Genomic DNA, 19,297 nt, shown 5'->3' on the forward strand with positions numbered 1-19,297 from the left:
CGGGGAGCGCGGGTCCTCCTGTTGTCGGGCGTACGGGCGATCGCCTGCCCTTCCGGGGCGGGCCGCCTACCCGGTGCCCCGGGGCGGGCGTGTGACGGGTGCTGGTTCGTGACGCGGGGCGTGCCCCCCGTTCGCCCGGGAGCGCGTGCCCGGTGCCGGGGGCGTCCGTAGCCCACGAGCGGTGTCCGTGGGCTACGAGGCGTCCGTTGGCCGTGCAGCATGCGTGGGTTACCGGATGCCTGGGGCTACGGGGTGACGACCACTCGGTAGACCGGGGTCTCTGCCGCCTGCTGCAGGGCCTTTTCCACCTCGTCCAGGCCGTACCGTGCCGTCACCAGGGGCTCCAGGCGCGGGGCCAGGGAGGCGCCGCGGAGGAGTTCGGCGGCGGTGCGCCAGTCGGCTGGTTCGTGGCTGAAGGAGCCCGTCACCGTCAGCTGGCGGCGGTGGACCTCGTAGCCCGGGAGGTCGGCCGGGGGGCCGTCCGGGGCGCCGCCGAAGAGGACGATCGTGCCGCCGTCCGCCACGGCGGCCAGCGCGGCGGCGATGCATTCGGCGCTGGCTATGGTGACGAACACGACGTCGGCGGTGGGGAGTTGCGCCACGTCCGAGGGGGGTACGGCCGCGTCGGCGCCCGCCGCCGCTGCCGCCTCGCGGCGTTCCTCGTCGCGCTCCACGACCGCGACCCCGCGCGCCCCCAGCTCGCGTGCCACGGCCAGGTGCAGATGGCCCATGTACCCGGCGCCGATGACGGTCACCCGGTCCCCGGCGCGGAAGCCGCCGCGGCGCAGGGAGTGGACGACGCAGGCGAGCGGTTCGCCCATGGCGGCGACCGCCGGGTCGGTGTCGCCGACCGACCAGACCCGGGAGGCGGGGAGCACGATGTGGTCGGCGAGCCCGGCGCCCATGGCGATCGCGCCGTCCGCCTCGCGGACCCGGCCCTGGAGGGCGACGCAGATGGCGGACTGGCCGCGGCGGCAGGCGCGGCAGGCGCCGCAGCGGGGGAGGCCGTCGAGGGTGACGAGGGAGCCGACGGCGGGCATGTCCTCCAGATCGGCGGCGCCGGGGCCGACGCGTTCGACCCACCCGGAGATCTCGTGTCCGGCGGCGGCCGGGTAGACGGTCATGCGCCCGGCGTACAGGTTGGCCTCCATGGTGCAGATGCCGCATGCCGCGATGCGCACCAGCACTTCCGAGTCCCCGACGTCGGGCACGGGTATCCGTCGTAACTCGACCTCGCCGGCGGCGGTGATGACCGCTGTACGCATGGGAACAGCCTTCCGGAATACGGACGTTGTGCCGGGAGGCTATGCCCGTGTCCCCGGGGAGGCAAGGAAAGGATCACCGGGGGTGATCAGCGGGCGCCCTCGGCGTACGACGCCCGCCGGAACGTCCACCAGATGATGACCGCGCCCACCACCGCGGCGATCGCCCCGATCACGGCGGCGACGTGCATGGCGTGCACGAACGACTGGTCGGCGAAGTCGGAGAGGTGCGGCACGCGCAGCCGGTCGGCGATCAGCCGGGTGGCCTCGGGGGACTCCTCGGCGGCACCGGCGGCGCCCGGCGGCAGATCGCCCAGCTTGGGGGTGATCTCGCCGCGGTAGACCCCGGCCAGGATGGAGCCGAGGACCGCGACCCCGAGGACGCCGCCGATCTGCCGCATCGCGTTGTTGACGGCGGACCCGGCGCCGGTGCGGTCGGCGGGCAGGACGGACATGATCGTCTCGGTGGTGGGGGCCACGGCGGCACCCATGCCGAGCCCCTGGAGGATCAGGAAGACCCAGAACAGCCCCAGACCGCTGTGCTCGTCGAGGAAGACGTACGAGAAGAAGCCGGTCGTCGCGATGAGCATGGCGACGGTGACGACGCGCCGCACCCCGAACGCCCGCACCAGCTTCGCCGAGAGCGGCGCGCCCAGCAGCACACCGAGGGCGACGGGGGCGATGGACAGCCCGCACTCCAGCGGGGTCTGCCCGTGGACGCCCTGGAGATAGAAGCTGGTGTAGTACATCGAGCCGTTGAGGCCGAAGAAGGTCAGCATCACGGCCACGCTCGCGCCGGTGAACCGGCTGTTCCGGAAGAGCCGGACGTCGAAGCTGGGGTTGTCGACGCGCAGTTCGACGAGGACGAACACCAGGACGAGGACCGCGCCGACGGCGAACGCGCCGAGAATGGCCGGATCGTTCCAGTCGTTGCGGTGGCCGCCCTCGATGACGGCCCAGACGATGGCGAAGAGCCCGACCGTGGAGAGCACCACGCCCAGCGGGTCGAACTTCTGCCGCACCTTGGCGGCCGCGCCGGGCAGGAAGAGCAGCGAACCGGCCACGCACAGCACGACGATCGGTACGTTGACGAGGAAGACCGACCCCCACCAGAAGTGGTCGAGCAGCGCCCCGCTGAGCATCGGCCCGGTGGCGATCGCGATACCGCTGGAGCCGGACCAGATGGCGATGGCGGTCGCGCGGTGCCGTTCGTCGAAGACCTGGGCGATCAGCGCGAGCGTGGCGGGCATGATCAGGGCGCTGCCGATTCCCATCACCCCGCGCGCGACGATGAGTTCGGTGGCCGAACCCGCGTACGCGGCCCAGGCCGAGGCGCCGCCGAACACGAGCATGCCGGTGAGCAGCAGATTGCGGTGGCCGTAGCGGTCGGCCAGCACGCCGCCGGTGAAGAGCAGCACCGCGAAGACCAGCGTGTAGGAGCTGATGCTCCACTGGAGCTGGTTGGGGCTGGCGCCGAGTCCCTCGTCCGGATCGGCCAGTGTCTTGAGCGCGACATTGAGGACGGTGTTGTCCAGCCACACCGCGAGTTGGGAGAAGACCAGCACCGCGAGAGCGAGCCATTGGCGTCCGGTCGGCGACTGCGGAGCGCCGGCCGGTGCCGTGTCGGTGATCGCGGTGTTCTGTGCGGCCATGGGGGCGGCGCCTTTCGGGGACCACGTGAGGGTGGGGGGTCCGCGCTCGTACGGCAAGGGACGGCTTGCTTGCTCAAGGCTTGCTGGCTCAAGAGGAAGTTACCAATCTGCCGAGCCGGGGCGCAGCCCCTTGACCCCGTTCGAGGGTCTTCCCACGCGGGAGAGCGAAGGTATTTACCCGGCTGACGAGCCGTTGAGTCATGATGTTCCTTGCCGTTTCGGCAGATGGCTCGTTACTGTGCCCCGACGGGGGAACGGGGGGTGTCCTTTGAGCCATTTTGGAATTCAACCAAATGACCGTAAGCCTATTGAGGGTATCGACGGTATTGACGGCGAGACGGGCACAAGGAGAGCGGTTCACATGGAGCCGGAAGCCAGGTCGGACAACTTGGAAGAAGCTCTCGGCCAGGCGTTACGGCTGATCGAGTCCGCGGTGCACCACCACCGCCGCAGCGTGCTCGCCTCGGCGACCGCCGACCTGCCGGTGGACGGCGAGGTGGTGGCGGGATGGGTGGCGCGGCTGGTGCTGCGCGCCGAGCGTGACGTGATCTGGAGCCTGCCGGAGGTGACCTGCGAGGAGCATGCGCGACTGGTCGCGCAGACGCTCGCACAGCTGTCGGGCAAGGGCGTGCGGACCCGGATGCTGTGCCCGCCGCGGGTGATCCGCGGATTGGTGTGGCAGCGCACGGTCGGCACGGTGCCGCGGCTGGAGGTGCGGGTGTGCGGCTCCGTGCGGCAGGAGCTGGTGGCGGTGGACGGCGCGGCGGTGATCGCGCCCGAGGGCTCCCCGGGTGACCCGGGCGGCTCCCGCGCCTCGATGATCCAGAACTCGACGGTGGCCGTCATGCTGCACCGGCTGCTGTGCGGGATGTGGGACACCGCGCAGCGCCCGATGCGGCCGCTGTCCTTCGAGGGCGGGGCGCGCGGCCGGGTGCTGCGCGAGGTGCTGACGCTGATGGCCGAGGGCTACAAGGACGACGCGGCCGCCCGGAAGCTGGGGCTCTCGGTGCGTACGTACCGGCGCTACGTGGCCGACATCATGCGGGACCTGAACGTGGAGTCGCGCTTCCAGGCGGGGGTGCGGGCCGTGCGCGCGGGGCTCATGGAGGCGGAGCGCGACTAGTCGCCTCCTGTGACGGGTAGTCGGGTAGTCGGGTTCCGGCTGATTTGCGCGGTCTGTGGGTATCGCCGTGGCAGCTTGCTGCAGATTGGGCATCCTGACGTTCCGGTAACCGGCTGCGTAGTGCAGCTTTATGACAGCCGTGGTTGTCGTCCGGTTGGCTTCACGGGCGGTGTGACAGGTAGTGGACTCGGGGCTTGTCGGCCCCCGGAGCGACGCATAGCGTCAACGGCAGTCGTCGCTTTGCCCATGCCGAAAATGGAGGTGCGCGGTAATGGCCGCCATCGTCGAAGAGCGTCGGGAAACCATCAAGGAAATCGTCACGGATATCCTTGAGATCGACCCGGACGAGGTCACCGAGAGCAGTCTCTTCAAAGAAGAGCATGACGCGGATTCGCTGCGCGCCATTGAAATACTCGCGGCGCTCGAAAAAACGTTCAACGTGGTCATCGACCAGGCCGAGCTGGGCCGGATGGTGAACCTCAGCGGCGTCTACGAGGTTGTTTCCGACGCGGCCGGCTGGTGACAGGACCCTCGGCCAACTCCTCGGAAGGCAGGGCGAAATGCGTGGTGAGTCGGGTCGCAGGGTTGTCGTCACCGGTCTCGGGGCGGTGTCCGGCATTGGCGTCGGCACCGCGGAATTCCTCGCCGGACTGCGCGCGGGGAAGAGCGCGGCACGGCCGGTCACCGCGTTCGACACCGAGGGTTTCGAGCATGCGATGGCATGTGAGGTCCCGGACTTCGAACCCGGGCGATGGATACGAAATCTGGACATCGCGAACCTCGGCCGGGCGAGCCAGTTCTCGGTGGCGGCGGCCCGTATGGCGGTGGCCGACGCCGGTATCGCGGAGGACGCGCTGCGCGCCCTCCCGTCCCTGATCTCCATCGGCACCACCGACGGGGAGTCGGGCGACCTGGACCAGCTCGTCGAGACGGAGGTCGACCTCGGGCCCGAGCGGATGGACCCCACCGTCGCCCGCCGGGTGCCGGCCGGGCGGCTTTCGGCCGTCATCGCCGAGGAGTTCGGCTTGAGCCGGACCGAGGCGGTCACCCTGCCCACGGCGTGCGCGGCCGGAAACTACGCCATCGGCTACGGCTACGACGCCATACGCGGCGGCGACGTGGAGATCGCGCTGTGCGGCGGCGCCGACGCGCTGTGCCGCAAGACCTTCACCGGCTTCTACCGGCTGGGCACCATAGCGCCCGAGCGCTGCCAGCCCTTCGACAAGGACCGCAAGGGCATCCTCACCGGCGAGGGCGCGGGCGTCCTCGTCCTGGAGAGCCTGGAGTCGGCGCTCGCCCGCGGCGCCCGGATCTACGCCGAAGTCCTCGGCTACGGCCTCAACTGCGACGCCGACCACCCCGTCGCCCCCAACCAGGACAGCGTGGCCCGCTGCATGCGGCTCGCCCTCGACGACGCCCGGATCAAGCCGGAGGAGGTCGACTTCATCTCCGCGCACGGCACCGGCACCCGGGCCAACGACATCACCGAGGCCCGCGCCATCCGCCAGGTCTTCGGCGACGACGACCCGCCGCGCACCGTGTCCATCAAGTCGATGATCGGCCACTCCATGGGCGCCGCCGGGGCGCTCGCCTCCATCGCCTGCGCGCTGGCCCTCACCGAGGGGTTCATCCCGCCGACCATCAACCACGTCGAGACCGACCCGGAGTGCGGGCTCGACGTCGTGCCGAACCACGCGGTGGAAGCCGAGCTGAGGGTCGTACAGAACAACGGGCTCGCCTTCGGCGGCAACAACGCCGTCGTGATCTTCGGCAAGCGCGGCACGGACTGGAACTAAGGCCATGAGTCAGCTGGTGACCGGCGCGGGCGCCGTGGTGAGCGTGGGCGAAGGCGTCGACGAGGTCTTCTCTGCCCTGTGCGCGGGCACCAGCGGACTCGGTGAACTGCGCGGCTTCGCCCCGGACCGCTACCGGGGACGGCACGCGTACGAGATCGACGACCGGCCCGGACCCGGCGCCGATGTGCCCGGCCGGGCCACCGCCTGGCTGCTGCGCGCCGTCGGGGAGGCGGCGCGGCAGGCCGGGCTCGGCGAGGACCTGAGCGGGGTGCCCGTCCTCGTCGGCACCGGGCTGCGCGAGCTGCGCTCGGCGGAGCTGGCCTGGCGCGACGGCACCGCGTTCGACATCCGGGCGCGGCTGCACTTCGGCACCGCGCTGCGCGAACGTTTCGGCGCGGTGCGCACCCACACCTTCGCGGGGGCGTGCTCGGCCTCGCTGTACGCCCTCGCCCTCGGCAGCGACCTGCTGGCCACCGGGGCCGAGGACACCGTGATCGTGGCCGGTGTCGACACCGTCACCGAGTCCATGTACGGGCTGCTGGACCGGGTGAACGCCGAACCGCCCGACCGGGTCCGGCCGTTCGACCGGGAGCGGCGCGGGGTGCTGATGGGCGACGGCGCCGCCGCGGTGGTGCTGCGCCGGGAGGAGTCCGGCGCGCGCTCCGGCGCGCTCGGCAGACTCCGCGCCGTCAGCATGAACTGCGACGCCCGCCATGTCACCGCGCCCGACGCGCAGGGCATCGTACGGGCGGTGCACGAGGCCCAGCAGCGGGCGGGCGTCACCCCCGGCGACATCGACCTGGTGCTGCTGCACGGCACCGGGACCCAGCTCAACGACAGCGCGGAGGCGACCGCGATCGCCGAGGTCTTCGGCCCCGAGGTGACGACGCCGCTGATGACCGCGATCAAGTCCATGACCGGGCACACCTCGGGCAGTTCGGGCCTGGTCAGCCTGATCGTCGCGCTGAAGTCGCTGGCCTCGGGCCGGATACCGCCCACCCTCGGCCTCACCGAGCCGCTGCCCGAGGCGGCGGCCTTCCGCTTCGTCCGGGAGCCGTCCCCGGCCGATGTGGCGGGGCTGCGGTTCGCCCAGATCGACGCGTTCGGGTTCGGCGGGGTCAACGCCGTCGCCATAGTGGAGAGGGCCGGCACATGAGCGCGCCCGGCACCGCCGTGGTTTCCGGGGTCGGCCTGGCACTGCCCGGCGCGGACACCCCGGACGCGCTGCTGCGCGGTGCGCACGCCCCCGGGCGCGCCCCCGAACCGTTCGACACCGGCGCCCGCATCGGCCGCCGAGGCCACCGCTACAAGGACCGGGCGACCCAACTCGCGCTGTGCGCCGCGCTCGAGGCGTTACGCGACGCCGCCCTCGTCGCCCCCACTGACGGCACCGATGGGGAGAGGCTGACCGTACCGGGCGACACCGTCGGCGTGGTGGCCAGCTCCAACCTGGGCAACCTCGACACCGCGTGCCTCACCGCCGCCGCGATCACCGAGGGCTCGGCCCGCTCCCTGAGCCCCATGAGCCTGCCCAACGCCTCCAGCAATGTGATCGCCTCCTGGGTCGCGATCCGGCACGGGCTGCGCGGCCCCAACCTGATGCTGTGCAACGGGCCGACGTCCGGGCTCGACGCCGTCCACTGGGCCGCGACGCTCGTGGCGGCGGGCCGCGTCCGCCGCGCGCTGGTGGTCGGCGTCGAAACCCGCAACGCCGTCGTGGCGGATCTGCTCGCCCGGCCCGCCGACGACCTGCTGGACGGCGCCGCCGCCCTCGTCATCGAGGGGGCGCGCTGGGCGGACGAGCGCGGGGCGCGCGCCGCCGCCGTCCTGGGGCCGTACGAGCGCCGGGCGGGGCTCGCGGGCTGCGTCCGCGCGCTGCTGCCGGAAGGCGGCGAGGGGCCGGGCGTCTGGTTCACCCCGGAGCGCTACGAGGAGCCGACCGCCGACACCGCCGACACCGCCGCGCCGGTGCCCCCGCACGTACCGCGGCACGACGTCACCGCCGCCTTCGGCCGCGCCTCCGGCGCGCTCGGCGTCCTCCAGTGCGCCGCCGCGGTCGGCTGGCTCGCGGCGGCGCGGGCCGGAACCGGGACGGGCGAGGCGCTGATCACCAGCGGCGACGACACGGCCGACGCCGTGGCCGGACTGCTGCTGCGCGGGCCGGACGCGCCCCTTCCGAAGGTTTCCGCAAGGTCAGCGATGTCAGAGATTTCAGCCATGGAGTGCACCTGATGAGAGCCGCCGCCCCGCCGATGTCGACGAAGGCCCTGCTGGCCGACACCACCACGGTGCGGCTGCGTCCGCGGTACGAGGGCTCGAACATCTGCACCTGGATCGGCTTCAAGCACGTCAACTACCTCATCGAGGAGGCGGTGCTGGTCCACTTCGCCCGCAGCGGGGCGCCCGCCCGCCGCCTCTACGAGGAGCACGGCCTCGGGCTGGACATCGTGGCGCTGGACAGCCGCATCCTGCACGCCTTCCACCTGGACGACGAGGCCGAGGCCGAGGTGGTGCCGGACACCTCCGACGGCGCCACGGCGCTGGCCTTCCGGGTGACCCTGCGGGTCGTCCGCGACGGCTCCGTCCTCAAGGCCGTCACCGCCAAGGTCCATGTCTCGCTGCGCGCCGACACCTATCTGCCGGAGCCGCTGAGCGGCCCCGCCGAACCGCCCGGCGAGTTCGGCCGCTTCACGGTGGACCGGCTGGGCGAGGGCTCGCCCACCGAGCCGCGCCCCGCGGTGCCGGACGGCGACGAGCGGGCCGTCCTGGCGGCGCTCACGGAGGGCCGTAACGCCCACGCGTGGAAGTGGAACATCACCTACCCCTACTGCCACTTCACCGAGCGGCTCCAGATGTCGGGCTATCTGCGGCTGATGGAGGAGGCCAAGGACCGCTTCGTGAAGTCCCGCGGCATCTCCATCAAGACGCTGCTGGACGACCGCCGGTGGATACCCGTCGTACCGCGCTCCTGGATACGGATCACCGACGAGGCGCTGATGGAAGAGGACCTCTACACCGTCTACACGGTGGAGGAGATCTTCAAGGACCTCACCTACACCGCCCGCATGGACTGTTACGCGGTCCGCGACGGCGCGCTCACCCTCACCGCCACCGGCGGCATCGTGCACGGCTACGCGCTGATCGAGAACCGCCGCGACTGGCATCTGGTCCCCTTCGACCAGCGGGTACTGGACGCGCTGGCCGGGAAGGCGAGCGGCACCTGATGGACGACATCACGGTCACCGGAGTGGGGGCGCTGTCCCCGCTGGGCACGGGCGCCGACGCGTTCTGGCGCGGGATGCACACCGCGCGCACCACCCCGTCCCGAGTGCCCGACAGCCACGCCCGCATGGACCATCCGCGGATGTACCTGGTGCCCGAGGCCGACGTGCCGGAGGGGCCCGCGGAGTGGGCGGGGCTGCCGCTGGGGCGCGGCTCGCGGTTCGCGATCGAGGCGGCCCGGCAGGCGGCCCGGGACGCGGGCCTCTCCGAGTGGGGGAGCGTCGATCCGCGCCGGGTGGCCGTCGCGATCAGCAGCGGCATGGGCGACACGGAGCTGCACGAGGGGTGGTGGCAGGGGAAGGCCCCGGGCACCGACCGCTGGGCGCCCGTCTTCCCGGTCGCCTCGGCGGTCGGCGGTTCGCTGGGCGCGCGCGGCCCCAACACCTGTGTCAGCAACGCCTGTTCCGCCAGTGGCTACGCGCTGTCCGTCGCCGCCGACCTGATCCGCTCGGGCGAGGCGGACGTGGTGTTCGCGGGCGGCGCCGAGGCGTACTCCCGGGTGGCGCTGGCCTGCTTCAACCGGCTGGGCGCCATCGACCCCGAGCGCTGCCGTCCGTTCGCCGCCGACCGGCGCGGCACGGTCTTCGGCGAGGGGGCCGCCGTCCTGGTCCTGGAGTCCGGCGCGCACGCCCGCGCGCGGGGCGCCGAGCGCGCCTACGCGCGCCTCGCGGGCACCGGCTGGAGCTGCGACGCCCACCACGCGACCGCGCCCGAGCCCGGCGGCGGGCAGATCGAGCGCGCGATGCGGGAGGCGCTGCGCGAGGCGGGCGGGGGCGAGGTCGGCTTCGTGGTGCCGCACGGCACCGGCACCGAACTCAACGACGTGGTGGAGAGCCGGGTGCTGGCCGCGGTCGCGCCCCGCGCCCCGCTGTACAGCCTGAAGGCGCTCATCGGCCACACCGGCGGCGCGGCGGGCGCGTTCGCCGCGCTGTCCGCCGCCCTGATGCTGCGGCACGGCACCCTGCCGCCGAACGTGCCCGTCGGGGACGCCGATCCGGGGTGCCCGGTGCCGCTGCCGTCCGGGAGCACCCCGCTGACCGGCGGATACGGGATGGTCAACGCCTACGCGTTCGGCGGCAACAACATCTCCCTCGTCTTCGCAGAGGCCCGCTGATGGACCTGCCGATGGATCTCATGGTCACGGGCGTGGGCGAGGTGAGCGCGGACGGCTTCGACTTCCGTACGGCGCTGGGCCGCCGCGGCTACAAGTACCTGCCCGGCGCCGCCCAGTACGTCCTGGCGGCCGCCAAGCGCGCCCTCGCCGACGCGGGCGAGGACGCGCTGACGGCGGCCGGACCCGAGCGCCGCGCCGCCGCGGTGGGCACCAACAGCGCGGCCGTCTCCCTGCACCACGCGATGGACCGTACGGTCGTCGGGGCGGGCGCGGGGGAGCTGAGCCCGGCCACCGCGCCCTACTTCTCCATCAACCTCTTCGGCAGCCGACTGGCCACCGAGCACGACCTCAAGGGGTTCAACCTCACCCTCACCAGCCCCCGCGTCGCGGGCCTGGAGGCGCTCCAGACCGGCGCGCGCGCCATCGCTGCCGGACGCGCCTCCCGGCTGCTCGCCGGGGCGACGGAGGAGGCGCTGCCGGAGGGCGAGCCGGGTGCGGACCTCTCGGAGGCCGGTGCCGTCGCGCTGCTGCTGGAGCCCGCGGCGGCCGTCGCGGAGCGCGGCGGACGGGCGTACGGGCGCGTCGCGGTCCGTACGTTCTTCCTGCCGCCCGGCCTCGCCGCCTCGGCCGACGGCGCGGGGGAGGCCGCACAGGCGCTCCGGGACGCGCTCGCCGCCCTCGGCCACCGGCCGGGCGCCCCGCTGACCGTCACCGCTGTCCTGGACGGCTCCCCGGTGGGCGAAGCGGTCGGCGAGGCGGTCGCGCACGTCCTGGACGAAGAGGCCGAGCGCATACCGGCGGGCGCGGGCTGTCTGGCGCCGATGGCACACATCGCCGCCGCCCTGCGGAACCCGCCGGACCACCCACACGCCGTCGTCACCGCGGCGGCCGAGGGAAACACCGCCGTCTGCCTGGTCACCCCGGGCGGGCCCGGCGGAGCGGAAGCGAGCAGCCGATGACCGGACTACGACGGAGGGCGAGCGACCGATGATCACCTCACTCGAAGGTTCCTGGTGCCTGGTGCTGGGCGCCTCCAGCGGCATGGGCCTGGCCATCGCCCACGAGATGGCCCGCGCGGGCGTCGGCGTCCTGGGCGTCCACTTCGACACCGCCGAGGGGCAGGAGAAGGCGGCGGTCGCCCAGGAGGAGATGCGGGCCCACGGCGTCGAGGCGCACTTCTTCAACGCCAACGCCGCCTCCGCCCGCACCCGCGAGGAGCTGCTGCCCCGGTTCGAGGAGCTGACCGGCGGCAAGGGCGTCCGCGTCCTGGTCCACTCCCTGGCGTTCGGCACCCTGCTGCCGTACGTCACCCCCGACGGCGAGGGCAGCCTCACCTCCCGTCAGATGAACATGACGCTCGATGTGATGGCCCACTCCCTCGTCTACTGGACCCAGGACCTGTTCACCGCGGGCCTGCTGCGCGAGGGCGCCAAGGTGTACGCGATGACCTCCGCCGGAGGCGCCCGCGTCATGCCCCACTACGGCGCCGTCTCCGCCGCCAAGGCCGCCCTGGAGTCCCACGTACGCCAACTCGCCCTGGAACTCGCCCCCTCGGGCATCGCCGTCAACGCGCTGCGCGCCGGGGTCACCCCGACCCCGTCCATGGAGCGCATCCCCGGCAGCGACCGGCTCGCCGCATACGCCAAGGACCTCAACCCGCACGGGCGGCTCACCCGCCCGGAGGACGTCGCCGAGGCCGTCTCCCTGCTGTCCCGCACCGACTCCTCCTGGATCACCGGCAATGTGATCGGCGTCGACGGCGGTGAGCTGCTCACATGACGGACCATCTGCTGATCGAGAGCGGCGGCCCGCAGACCGGGCCCGCCTGCGAACGCTTCGTCGGCGACGCGGCACGGCTGGCCGGGGACGGCCACCGGGTAGTGCTGTTCCTCGTCGAGAACGGGGTCACCGCCGCCCTCCCCGGCGCCGCGCCCGGCATCGAGACGTTCTTGCGCGGCGGCGGCGAGCTGTGGGTGGACACCTTCTCGGCCGCCCAGCGCGCCCTGCCCGCCGCCGACCTGACGCCCGAGATCCGCATGGTGGAGATGGACGACGTGGCCGCCAAGCTGCTGGAACCCCAGGTGCGGGCGGTGTGGCACTGATGGCCCGGCCGGTACCCGCCACCGACGTCCTCCTCAACCTCTTCGGCGCGCCCCACCAGAGCGACCTGGTTACCTCGGCGCTGCGGCTGGCCACCGCGCTGCTCGACCGAGGCGCCCGGGTGCAGATCTGGACCTGCGGCGACGCCACCGGCCTGACCAGCGCGGCGCTCGGCGACACCAAGCCGCGCGACCTCACCGACCTGGAGCGCCGCCACCCGTCCACCGCGCTGATCGTCCGCGATCTGCTCGCCGACCACCCCGACCGGCTCTACTGGTACGTCTGCCGCTTCTGCGCCGACGACCGGGGCGCCGCCGAGCAGATCCCCCAGGTCAGCAAGCGGTCCCCGTTCCTGTTCGCCGAACACGTCAAGGCGGCGGACAAGGCCCTGGTCATGGGGGTGTGCTGAGCCATGCCGGAAGAGGTCACGCGGGACGAGGCCATGCCGGAACAGCCGCAGGCGCGCTGGCTGCTGATCATGGAGAAGGCGTACCGCGGCTCGGTCGAGACCCAGTTCGCGGACGCCCTCTACGTCGTCCCCGATCTGCACCGGCAGAGCGGCGGGGGCTGCGATCTGGCGCTGCGCGGACCCGCCGTCGGCTACGCCCTGCGCACCGCCCCCCAGCCGCCGCTGCGGCTCGGCGGACGCACCCTGGACACCCTGCCCGATCCGCGCGCGTCCGTCGCGAAGGTGCTCGACGCCGGGGTGACCGTGCTGGTCGAGCGGCCCGACCTGACCGCGCTGGGACGCACCGCCGCCGACCGGCTGCTGCCCGGCGTCCAGGTGATCGAGGCGCACGGGCTCGCGGCGCGATGGCCCTCCTACGAACAGGTGTGGTTCCTGTGAGCACTCCGTCCGGCCCCCGGGCCACAACCGAAGGAGTACCGATGGTCAACGCTCCGGCCGCGGTCAGCCCGGTCATCTCCGCCTGGACCGCCGTATCGCCCCTGGGGCTGCGGGCCGCGGACTTCAGCTGCGGGATGCAGTTCGGCCGCGGCACCGGGAAGCCGCTGGATCCCGAGGAGTGGTCGGTGCCGTTCCGCGAGGCGTGCCTCGTCCCCGACTTCCACATCCGGGAGATCCTCGGCCGCAAGAACACCCGCTCCATGGACCGGGTGACCGGCCTCGCCGTCACCGCGATCCGCCAGCTGCTCTCCGGCGAGCGCGGGAGCAAGTCCGGTGACGGGGCGGAGCGGCTGCCGGGCGTCGGCGAGCACACCGGTCTCGCGCTCGGCACCAGCACCGGAAGCGCCCAGTCCATCATGGACTTCACCCGGGACTCGCTGGTCAGCGCCAAGCCCTTCTTCGTGGACCCGGCCCGGTTCCCCAACACGGTGATGAACTGCGCGGCGGGCCAGTCCGCCATCTGGCACGGCCTCAAGGGCCCCAACACCACCATCGCGGGCGGCCGCGCCGCCGGGCTGCTCACCCTGCGGTACGCGATGCGGCTCCAGCGCGCGGGGCGCGCCCGCACCGTGCTGTGCGGGGCGGTCGAGGAGTTCACCTCCGCCCGCGCCTGGCTGGAGTGGCACACCCGCGCCGACGACGACACGACGGCGGTGCTCGGCGAGGGCGCCGCGGTCTGGCTGCTGGAGACCGCCGACGAGGCCCGCGAACACGGCCGCGGCGGGCTCGCCGAGGTCGCGGGCGTCGAGTTCGGCTTCGCCACGGACCCGGCGGCGGCCCGTACGGTGCTCGCCGACACCGTGACGCGGCTGCTGGACCGTACCGGCACCGCGCCCGGCGAGGTACGGGTCCTCGCCGACTCCCAGGCGCCCGGCGCCGAGGGCGAGGCCGAGCGCGCCGCCCTCGACGACGTCCTCGGCGGCCACCGGCCGCTGCGGCTGGCGACGGCCGACGCGATCGGCGACACCTGCGCCGCTTCGGCGGCCTTCCAGATCGCGGCCGTCCTCGCGCTCGCCGGGCGCGGGGAGCTCGACCCCGGCAGCCCGGCCCTGGTCACCACGGTCGACCGGGACGGCGTGGTCGGCGCGGCGCTGCTGCGGACCCGGTGAATGAGCGGGGAGGGGCGCGCTCATGACAGGCAGTGAGATATCCGCGGCGGACGGGCGCACGGCCCTGGTCTTCCCGGGGCAGGGCGCCCAGAAGGCGGGCATGGGCCGGGCGTGGCGGGACACCGGCGCCTGGCCGCTGGCCGACGAGATCTCCGAGCACACCGGGGTCGACGTCGGGGAGCTGCTGCTGACGGCCGACGACGCCACGCTGCGCCGCACCGACCTGGCCCAGCTCGCCGTCTTCGGGTACCAGATGATCGTCCACCACGAGGCGGCCGCCGCCGGGCTGCTGGGCGAGGTGGCCGCGTGCGCCGGGCACAGCCTCGGCGAGTACACCGCCCTGTACGCGGCCGGGGCGCTGCCGCTCGCCGACGCGGCACGGCTGGTCGCCGCCCGCGGCTGGGCCATGCGCCGTTGCGCCGAACGCTCGCCCGGCACCATGGCGGCCGTCGTCCGGCTCGACGCCGGGGCCGTGGACGCGCTGACCGGACGGGTGCGGGCGGAGGGGCCGGAGGTCTGGGTCGCCAACGCCAACGCGCCCGGCAACCTCGTCGTCTCCGGCACCGCCGAGGGCGTCGACCGGCTCGCCGCACTGGCCGCGGAGAGCGGGGGCAAGGCGATCCGGCTCGCCGTCGGCGGCGCGTTCCACAGCCCGCTCATGGCCGCCGCCGCGGACGAGCTGCGCGCGGCGCTGGCCGCCGTGGAGTTCGCGCCCGCGCACACCCCGGTCGTCGCCAATGTGGACGCGCGCCCCCACCGCGGCGGGGAGGGGTGGCGGGAGCGCGAACTCGCCCAGCTCACCAGCCCGGTGCGCTGGGAGGAGAGCGTCCGGACCCTCGGAGACGAGCTGGGCTGCGTCCGGTTCGTGGAGCTGGGCCCGGGCCGTCAGCTGACCGGAATGATCCGCCGGATCGCGGCGGGCGCGGCGACCGTCCCGGTCGAGTCGCCCGCCGCGTTCGCCGTACCCACCACGCCATGAGCCCCGAAGAAGACCCGAGCCCCGAAGAAGACCCCGAGAGCGGAAGGAACCCCCGATGGCCGACGCCACCGCCGCGCTGGACCTCGACGAACTGCGCACGTTCGTCGCGGAAGTCCTCGATGTGGAAGAGGAGGAGGTGACCGACGAGGCCGACTTCGTCAAGGACCTCGGCGTCGACTCCCTCATGGCCCTGGAGGTCATGGTCGAGCTGGAGAAGAAGTACGCGGTGAAGCTGGAGGAGAAGGAGATGAAGAGCATCACCACCCTGCGGAAGGTGCACGACCTGCTCGCGTCGAAGCTGGAGAAGTGAGGTGACGGCGACCGCGTGCGGACCGGTCGACGGCACCCTGGAGGTGGTCGACCCCGGGGTGCCGGGGGAGCGGCCCGCCCGGTGCGTGGCCGTGATCGCCGGAACGGAGAAGGTGTTCGCCGGTCACTTCCCCGGCTTCCCGATCTTCCCCGGGGTGTGCGTTGTCGAGTACGTCCAGCGCGGCGCCCTCGCCACGCTGCCCGAGCCGGGGGCCGCCCTGGCGGCGGTCGAGTCCGCCCGCTTCCTCGGCCCGGTCTTCCCCGGCTCCACCCTGAGCTGCGAGTTCACCTGGACACGGGACGAGCCGAAAGAGCAGGACGAGCAGCACGAGCAGCACGAGCGGGGAGCCGCGCCGGGCGGCTGGCGCTGCCGCGCCGTGGCCACCACCGAGCGCGGGCTCGCCGCCCGCGTCCGGCTGCGCTTCACGTCCCCTGCCGGACGGGAGGCCGCCGGATGATCACCGTGGACCAGATCAAGCGGGTGCTGCCGCACCGCTACCCCATGCTGCTCGTCGACCGGATCACCGAACTGGTCCCCGGCGAACGCGCCTCCGGGCTCAAGGCCGTCACCTGCAACGAACCCTGGTACGAGGCCGTACCCGACGACGCGCCCCCGGAGGCCTACCACTACCCCTGGACGGTGCTCCTCGAATCCTGGTGCCATGTGGCGGGGGTGCTGGTCGCCTGGGAGGCTCCCAATCCGGATGTCGTGGAGGGCATGGCGATGCTGCTCGGCGGGGTCTCCGACGCCGAGTACCACCGCCCGGTCCTCCCCGGCGACGTGGTGGAGCACCACGTCCGGCTGGACCGGCAGGTCGGGGAGACGTACATGTTCGAGGGGGAGAGCCGGGTCGGGGGCGCGACCGTGCTCACCGTCGGGCGGCTGGTGATGACGATGCGTCCGGCGGCCGAACTCAGGGCGGCCCCGGCAGGAGAGGTGACGTAACACCATGTCCGACGTGCACAGCAAGGTGGCCCTCGTCTCCGGCGGCTCGCGCGGCATCGGCCGTGCGACCGTGCTGCGGCTGGCCCGGGACGGTTTCGACGTGGCGTTCTGCCATCAGTCCAGCCCCGACGCGTCCCGCGCCCTGGAGGAGGAGGCCGCCGGGCGGGGCGGCGGCCGGGTCGTCGGCCGGCAGACGGACGTACGGGACGCGGACGCGGTGCGCGAGCTCGTGGCGTTCACCGAGAACCGGCTCGGTCCCATCGACGTAGCAGTGGTGTCGGCGGGCATCGCGCGGGACAATCCGCTGCTGTTGATGAAGGACGAGGAGTGGCGGGGCGTGATGGAAGTCAACCTGGACGGTACGTACCACATATGCCGTTCGGTGGTATTCGGCATGATGAAACGCAAGTCCGGATGCATCATCAACATCTCCTCGGTGGCGGGCGTGCACGGCCATGCGGCACAGTCGAATTACGCGGCCTCCAAGGCCGGGATCATCGGCTTCACCAAATCGCTCGCCAAGGAGGTCGGACGGTACGGCATCCGGGCCAATGTGGTCGCGCCGGGCTTCGTGGAGACGGATATGACGGCGGCGCTGTCCGAGAGTGTGCGCAAGGAAGCGGAAGCGAGCATCCCGCTGCGCCGCTTCGGACGCCCGGAGGAGGTCGCGGACATGGTCGCGTACCTGGTCGGGGCGGAGTATGTGACCGGAGCGGTGTTCCAGGTCGATGGCGGCATCGTTATCTGAGCGAGGGGCGGGGACGGACATGACGGCCAGGCGCAGTAGGGTCCCGCGGTTCTATTTCAATTTCCGCAGCCCGTACAGCTGGATCGCCTACCGTGATCTGATGGACCGCTTTCCGGATGTCGCACAGGTGGTGGAATGGCACCCCTGGTGGGAGCCGGACGCGGACAGTGAGCGCCGCATGGCCGAGCACCAGCGGTCCTTTCCGTATACGGCGATGTCACGCGACAAACACCTCTATATCCTTCAGGACGTACGCCGCCTGACCGCCGACCGCGGTCTCGCCGTCACCTGGCCCGTGGACCGTGACCCGGTCTGGGAAGTACCGCATCTGGCGTATTTTCCCGCGCTGGACGCGGGGTTCGGCCCCGCGTACATCGAGCGGGTCCACCGGGCCCGCTGGCAGGAGGGCCGGAACATCTGCGACCGCGAGACCATCGCGGACATCGCCGCGGAGCTGGGCCTTCCGGCCGCCGTGGCGGGCCGGATGGCGGGCGCCGCCGACGACCCGGAGCTGCGCGCCGGGCGCGGGCTCCGGGCGTTGCTGGACCTCAGCCGGGACGGGGTGTTCGGCGTGCCGTTCTTCCTCCTCGGCTACGACAAGTACTGGGGCGTGGACCGGCTCCCGGCGTTCGCCGCTGCGGTCCGCTCCCGCGCCGCGCCGCCCCCCGCTCCCGGCCCGGCCACCCCCACACCAGCACCGGCTGACGCGGACTTCGTGGCCGCCCGGTCCGGCGACCAGGGCCACGCCGGGGGCTGCGGGTGACCACCCGTACCCCCCGGTAGCCGCCATCCTGACGTACCCGCCCCGCTGCCCCACCGCACGGCACCGACCGAGACGAGAACGCCCTGACCGCCGACGGACACTCCACCCCCTCCTGGAGGACGCCGATGCCCGAGCCACCCCGGACGCCGGTGCGGCCACCCTCGCTGGGGTCCCGCGCCCTCTCGGTCGCGGCACTGCCGATAGCCCCGCTGTACGGGGCCCAGCTGGCGTATCTCGCCTTCCATCCGCGGAACCGGACCCAGCGGGAGCACCCCCGGGACTACGGGCTGCCCTGCACCGACCTGGAGATCCCGTTCGCCCGCCGGAAGCGGGTGCACGCCTGGCTCTGCCCCGGCTCCACGGAGAAGGTGGTGGTGCTCGGCCACAGCATGGGGACGGGCAAGGACCACAGCCTGGGCCACGCCAAGTTCCTGCACGACGCCGGGTACACCGTCTGTCTGTTCGACCACCGCAACCACGGGGCCAGCAGCGACGACCGGGCGCTGTTCGGGCTCGGCGACCGGTTCGCGAGCGATGTCACCTCGGTGGTGTCCTGGCTGCGCGGCAAGCAGGGGTACGCCACGGCGCGCATCGCCGTCTACGGCTTCTCCTTCTCCTGCTTCTCGGCCATGTGGGCGCTGACCCACGACGGGTTCGAGTTCGACGCGCTGGTGTGCGACAGCGGCCCGGGGCACGACGTCCCGCCGCTGCTGCGCAAGTACCTGGAGGCGGAGGCGCTGCCGATGCCCCCCGCGCTGAGCGGCGAACCGTCCCGTTCCGTGGTGACCCGGGCGCTGTGCGCCCTGGGCCCCGCCATGCTGCGCGCCCAATGGCCACCGCCCGCGACCGGCAAGTTCGCCAAGATCCCACTCCTGTTCATGTCGGGCGAGCACGATGCGATCGTGCCGCCCTCCTCGGTGGACGCGCTGGCCGAGCGCTATGCCCAGGCCGAAACGCACGTCCTCCCGGGAGCCGAGCATCTGCTCGGGCTGCAGAGCGATCCTGAAGGCTACGCGAGCGTGGTACTGGATTTCCTCAAGCGGGCCCTGGGATAGCAACCTGACCGTCCTCGCCGGACGGCAACTTCTGAAGAGGGAAGAGAGAGCATGCAGAAGGTGCTCATCGCCAACCGTGGCGAGATCGCTGTCCGTGTTGCCCGTGCCTGCCGGGATGCCGGGATCGCGAGCGTGGCCGTCTACGCCGATCC

Annotated in this window: 23 protein-coding genes; 21 read left to right on the plus strand and 2 right to left on the minus strand. The window is 72.8% G+C overall.

Translation table 11 applies throughout. The annotated features are described in order from the left end of the window. Window positions 1-245: 245 nt before the first annotated feature. The gene (locus ABZ370_RS36815; RefSeq protein ID WP_358630405.1) at window positions 246-1,265 is read right to left on the minus strand and encodes a zinc-binding dehydrogenase; all 1,020 of its coding nucleotides are present in this window, start codon (window positions 1,263-1,265) and stop codon (window positions 246-248) included. An 86-nt stretch (window positions 1,266-1,351) separates the two neighbouring features. After that, entirely contained in the window at window positions 1,352-2,914 is a 1,563-nt protein-coding gene (locus tag ABZ370_RS36820) for an MFS transporter (RefSeq protein WP_358630408.1), read from the minus strand. Between the two features lie 361 nt (window positions 2,915-3,275). Between ABZ370_RS36820 and ABZ370_RS36825 the strand changes: the two genes are divergently transcribed. From ABZ370_RS36825 to ABZ370_RS36925, 21 genes are all read left to right on the plus strand, one after another. Continuing rightward, window positions 3,276-4,037 (plus strand): LuxR C-terminal-related transcriptional regulator, encoded by a 762-nt coding sequence (locus tag ABZ370_RS36825; RefSeq protein ID WP_358630411.1) that lies wholly within the window; start codon window positions 3,276-3,278, stop codon window positions 4,035-4,037. Window positions 4,038-4,308: 271 nt separating this feature from the next. Next, window positions 4,309-4,560, plus strand: a complete 252-nt coding sequence (locus tag ABZ370_RS36830; protein ID WP_358630414.1) for an acyl carrier protein — start codon at window positions 4,309-4,311, stop codon at window positions 4,558-4,560. A gap of 37 nt (window positions 4,561-4,597) precedes the next feature. Then, a complete protein-coding gene (locus ABZ370_RS36835) occupies window positions 4,598-5,833 on the plus strand; it encodes a beta-ketoacyl-[acyl-carrier-protein] synthase family protein (RefSeq protein WP_358630417.1) in 1,236 nt (411 codons plus the stop codon). Between the two features lie 4 nt (window positions 5,834-5,837). After that, window positions 5,838-6,989 carry a beta-ketoacyl synthase N-terminal-like domain-containing protein gene (locus ABZ370_RS36840; RefSeq protein WP_358630420.1) on the plus strand — a complete coding sequence of 384 codons (1,152 nt, stop codon included), beginning with the start codon at window positions 5,838-5,840 and terminating at the stop codon, window positions 6,987-6,989. Beyond that, on the plus strand, window positions 6,986-8,065 hold the full coding sequence (locus tag ABZ370_RS36845; RefSeq protein ID WP_358630423.1) for a beta-ketoacyl synthase N-terminal-like domain-containing protein: 1,080 nt from the start codon (window positions 6,986-6,988) through the stop codon (window positions 8,063-8,065). Before ABZ370_RS36840 ends, ABZ370_RS36845 begins: the two co-directional genes overlap by 4 nt. Continuing rightward, window positions 8,065-9,057 (plus strand): hypothetical protein, encoded by a 993-nt coding sequence (locus tag ABZ370_RS36850; protein WP_358630426.1) that lies wholly within the window; start codon window positions 8,065-8,067, stop codon window positions 9,055-9,057. Before ABZ370_RS36845 ends, ABZ370_RS36850 begins: the two co-directional genes overlap by 1 nt. Then, entirely contained in the window at window positions 9,057-10,229 is a 1,173-nt protein-coding gene (locus tag ABZ370_RS36855) for a beta-ketoacyl-[acyl-carrier-protein] synthase family protein (RefSeq protein ID WP_358630429.1), read from the plus strand. The genes ABZ370_RS36850 and ABZ370_RS36855 overlap by 1 nt, the downstream gene beginning before the upstream one ends. Before the next feature lie 11 nt (window positions 10,230-10,240). Then, the gene (locus ABZ370_RS36860) at window positions 10,241-11,188 is read left to right on the plus strand and encodes a beta-ketoacyl synthase N-terminal-like domain-containing protein (protein ID WP_358630432.1); all 948 of its coding nucleotides are present in this window, start codon (window positions 10,241-10,243) and stop codon (window positions 11,186-11,188) included. Between the two features lie 28 nt (window positions 11,189-11,216). Then, the gene (locus tag ABZ370_RS36865) at window positions 11,217-12,008 is read left to right on the plus strand and encodes an SDR family oxidoreductase (RefSeq protein WP_358630435.1); all 792 of its coding nucleotides are present in this window, start codon (window positions 11,217-11,219) and stop codon (window positions 12,006-12,008) included. Next, complete coding sequence (locus ABZ370_RS36870) at window positions 12,005-12,331, plus strand: hypothetical protein (protein WP_358630438.1); 327 nt, start codon at window positions 12,005-12,007, stop codon at window positions 12,329-12,331. Before ABZ370_RS36865 ends, ABZ370_RS36870 begins: the two co-directional genes overlap by 4 nt. Next, window positions 12,331-12,738: a hypothetical protein gene (locus ABZ370_RS36875; protein WP_358630476.1), complete on the plus strand. Its 408-nt coding sequence runs from the start codon at window positions 12,331-12,333 to the stop codon at window positions 12,736-12,738. The genes ABZ370_RS36870 and ABZ370_RS36875 overlap by 1 nt, the downstream gene beginning before the upstream one ends. Window positions 12,739-12,741: 3 nt before the next feature. Further along, window positions 12,742-13,176, plus strand: coding sequence for a hypothetical protein (locus ABZ370_RS36880; RefSeq protein ID WP_358630441.1), 435 nt, complete (start codon window positions 12,742-12,744; stop codon window positions 13,174-13,176). 41 nt (window positions 13,177-13,217) lie between these two features. Beyond that, complete coding sequence (locus ABZ370_RS36885) at window positions 13,218-14,345, plus strand: beta-ketoacyl synthase N-terminal-like domain-containing protein (RefSeq protein WP_358630444.1); 1,128 nt, start codon at window positions 13,218-13,220, stop codon at window positions 14,343-14,345. A gap of 22 nt (window positions 14,346-14,367) precedes the next feature. Then, window positions 14,368-15,324, plus strand: coding sequence for an ACP S-malonyltransferase (locus ABZ370_RS36890; protein ID WP_358630447.1), 957 nt, complete (start codon window positions 14,368-14,370; stop codon window positions 15,322-15,324). A gap of 55 nt (window positions 15,325-15,379) precedes the next feature. Continuing rightward, a complete protein-coding gene (locus ABZ370_RS36895; RefSeq protein WP_063735262.1) occupies window positions 15,380-15,634 on the plus strand; it encodes an acyl carrier protein in 255 nt (84 codons plus the stop codon). A 1-nt stretch (window position 15,635) separates the two neighbouring features. Beyond that, complete coding sequence (locus ABZ370_RS36900; RefSeq protein ID WP_358630450.1) at window positions 15,636-16,091, plus strand: 3-hydroxyacyl-ACP dehydratase; 456 nt, start codon at window positions 15,636-15,638, stop codon at window positions 16,089-16,091. Beyond that, the gene (locus ABZ370_RS36905) at window positions 16,088-16,579 is read left to right on the plus strand and encodes a beta-hydroxyacyl-ACP dehydratase (RefSeq protein ID WP_358630453.1); all 492 of its coding nucleotides are present in this window, start codon (window positions 16,088-16,090) and stop codon (window positions 16,577-16,579) included. The genes ABZ370_RS36900 and ABZ370_RS36905 overlap by 4 nt, the downstream gene beginning before the upstream one ends. A 4-nt stretch (window positions 16,580-16,583) precedes the next feature. Further along, window positions 16,584-17,327, plus strand: a complete 744-nt coding sequence (fabG, locus tag ABZ370_RS36910; RefSeq protein WP_358630456.1) for a 3-oxoacyl-ACP reductase FabG — start codon at window positions 16,584-16,586, stop codon at window positions 17,325-17,327. Between the two features lie 19 nt (window positions 17,328-17,346). Continuing rightward, window positions 17,347-18,090 carry a DsbA family protein gene (locus tag ABZ370_RS36915; RefSeq protein ID WP_358630459.1) on the plus strand — a complete coding sequence of 248 codons (744 nt, stop codon included), beginning with the start codon at window positions 17,347-17,349 and terminating at the stop codon, window positions 18,088-18,090. A gap of 125 nt (window positions 18,091-18,215) precedes the next feature. Further along, complete coding sequence (locus ABZ370_RS36920; RefSeq protein WP_358630462.1) at window positions 18,216-19,145, plus strand: alpha/beta fold hydrolase; 930 nt, start codon at window positions 18,216-18,218, stop codon at window positions 19,143-19,145. Between the two features lie 51 nt (window positions 19,146-19,196). Continuing rightward, a partial coding sequence (locus ABZ370_RS36925) for a biotin carboxylase N-terminal domain-containing protein (protein WP_344316556.1) occupies window positions 19,197-19,297 on the plus strand: 101 nt, incomplete at its 3' end.

This window comes from Streptomyces sp. NPDC005962 (assembly GCF_040629205.1).
Lineage (GTDB): Bacteria > Actinomycetota > Actinomycetes > Streptomycetales > Streptomycetaceae > Streptomyces.

What these genes read in the sequence shown, in the direction of transcription:
- ABZ370_RS36815 (WP_358630405.1), bottom strand. Translation starts at nt 1,265, where the DNA reads ATGCGTACAGCGGTCATCACCGCCGCCGGCGAGGTCGAGTTACGACGG.
- ABZ370_RS36820 (WP_358630408.1), bottom strand. Translation starts at nt 2,914, where the DNA reads ATGGCCGCACAGAACACCGCGATCACCGACACGGCACCGGCCGGCGCT.
- ABZ370_RS36825 (WP_358630411.1), top strand. Translation starts at nt 3,276, where the DNA reads ATGGAGCCGGAAGCCAGGTCGGACAACTTGGAAGAAGCTCTCGGCCAG.
- ABZ370_RS36830 (WP_358630414.1), top strand. Translation starts at nt 4,309, where the DNA reads ATGGCCGCCATCGTCGAAGAGCGTCGGGAAACCATCAAGGAAATCGTC.
- ABZ370_RS36835 (WP_358630417.1), top strand. Translation starts at nt 4,598, where the DNA reads ATGCGTGGTGAGTCGGGTCGCAGGGTTGTCGTCACCGGTCTCGGGGCG.
- ABZ370_RS36840 (WP_358630420.1), top strand. Translation starts at nt 5,838, where the DNA reads ATGAGTCAGCTGGTGACCGGCGCGGGCGCCGTGGTGAGCGTGGGCGAA.
- ABZ370_RS36845 (WP_358630423.1), top strand. Translation starts at nt 6,986, where the DNA reads ATGAGCGCGCCCGGCACCGCCGTGGTTTCCGGGGTCGGCCTGGCACTG.
- ABZ370_RS36850 (WP_358630426.1), top strand. Translation starts at nt 8,065, where the DNA reads ATGAGAGCCGCCGCCCCGCCGATGTCGACGAAGGCCCTGCTGGCCGAC.
- ABZ370_RS36855 (WP_358630429.1), top strand. Translation starts at nt 9,057, where the DNA reads ATGGACGACATCACGGTCACCGGAGTGGGGGCGCTGTCCCCGCTGGGC.
- ABZ370_RS36860 (WP_358630432.1), top strand. Translation starts at nt 10,241, where the DNA reads ATGGATCTCATGGTCACGGGCGTGGGCGAGGTGAGCGCGGACGGCTTC.
- ABZ370_RS36865 (WP_358630435.1), top strand. Translation starts at nt 11,217, where the DNA reads ATGATCACCTCACTCGAAGGTTCCTGGTGCCTGGTGCTGGGCGCCTCC.
- ABZ370_RS36870 (WP_358630438.1), top strand. Translation starts at nt 12,005, where the DNA reads ATGACGGACCATCTGCTGATCGAGAGCGGCGGCCCGCAGACCGGGCCC.
- ABZ370_RS36875 (WP_358630476.1), top strand. Translation starts at nt 12,331, where the DNA reads ATGGCCCGGCCGGTACCCGCCACCGACGTCCTCCTCAACCTCTTCGGC.
- ABZ370_RS36880 (WP_358630441.1), top strand. Translation starts at nt 12,742, where the DNA reads ATGCCGGAAGAGGTCACGCGGGACGAGGCCATGCCGGAACAGCCGCAG.
- ABZ370_RS36885 (WP_358630444.1), top strand. Translation starts at nt 13,218, where the DNA reads ATGGTCAACGCTCCGGCCGCGGTCAGCCCGGTCATCTCCGCCTGGACC.
- ABZ370_RS36890 (WP_358630447.1), top strand. Translation starts at nt 14,368, where the DNA reads ATGACAGGCAGTGAGATATCCGCGGCGGACGGGCGCACGGCCCTGGTC.
- ABZ370_RS36895 (WP_063735262.1), top strand. Translation starts at nt 15,380, where the DNA reads ATGGCCGACGCCACCGCCGCGCTGGACCTCGACGAACTGCGCACGTTC.
- ABZ370_RS36905 (WP_358630453.1), top strand. Translation starts at nt 16,088, where the DNA reads ATGATCACCGTGGACCAGATCAAGCGGGTGCTGCCGCACCGCTACCCC.
- fabG (WP_358630456.1), top strand. Translation starts at nt 16,584, where the DNA reads ATGTCCGACGTGCACAGCAAGGTGGCCCTCGTCTCCGGCGGCTCGCGC.
- ABZ370_RS36915 (WP_358630459.1), top strand. Translation starts at nt 17,347, where the DNA reads ATGACGGCCAGGCGCAGTAGGGTCCCGCGGTTCTATTTCAATTTCCGC.
- ABZ370_RS36920 (WP_358630462.1), top strand. Translation starts at nt 18,216, where the DNA reads ATGCCCGAGCCACCCCGGACGCCGGTGCGGCCACCCTCGCTGGGGTCC.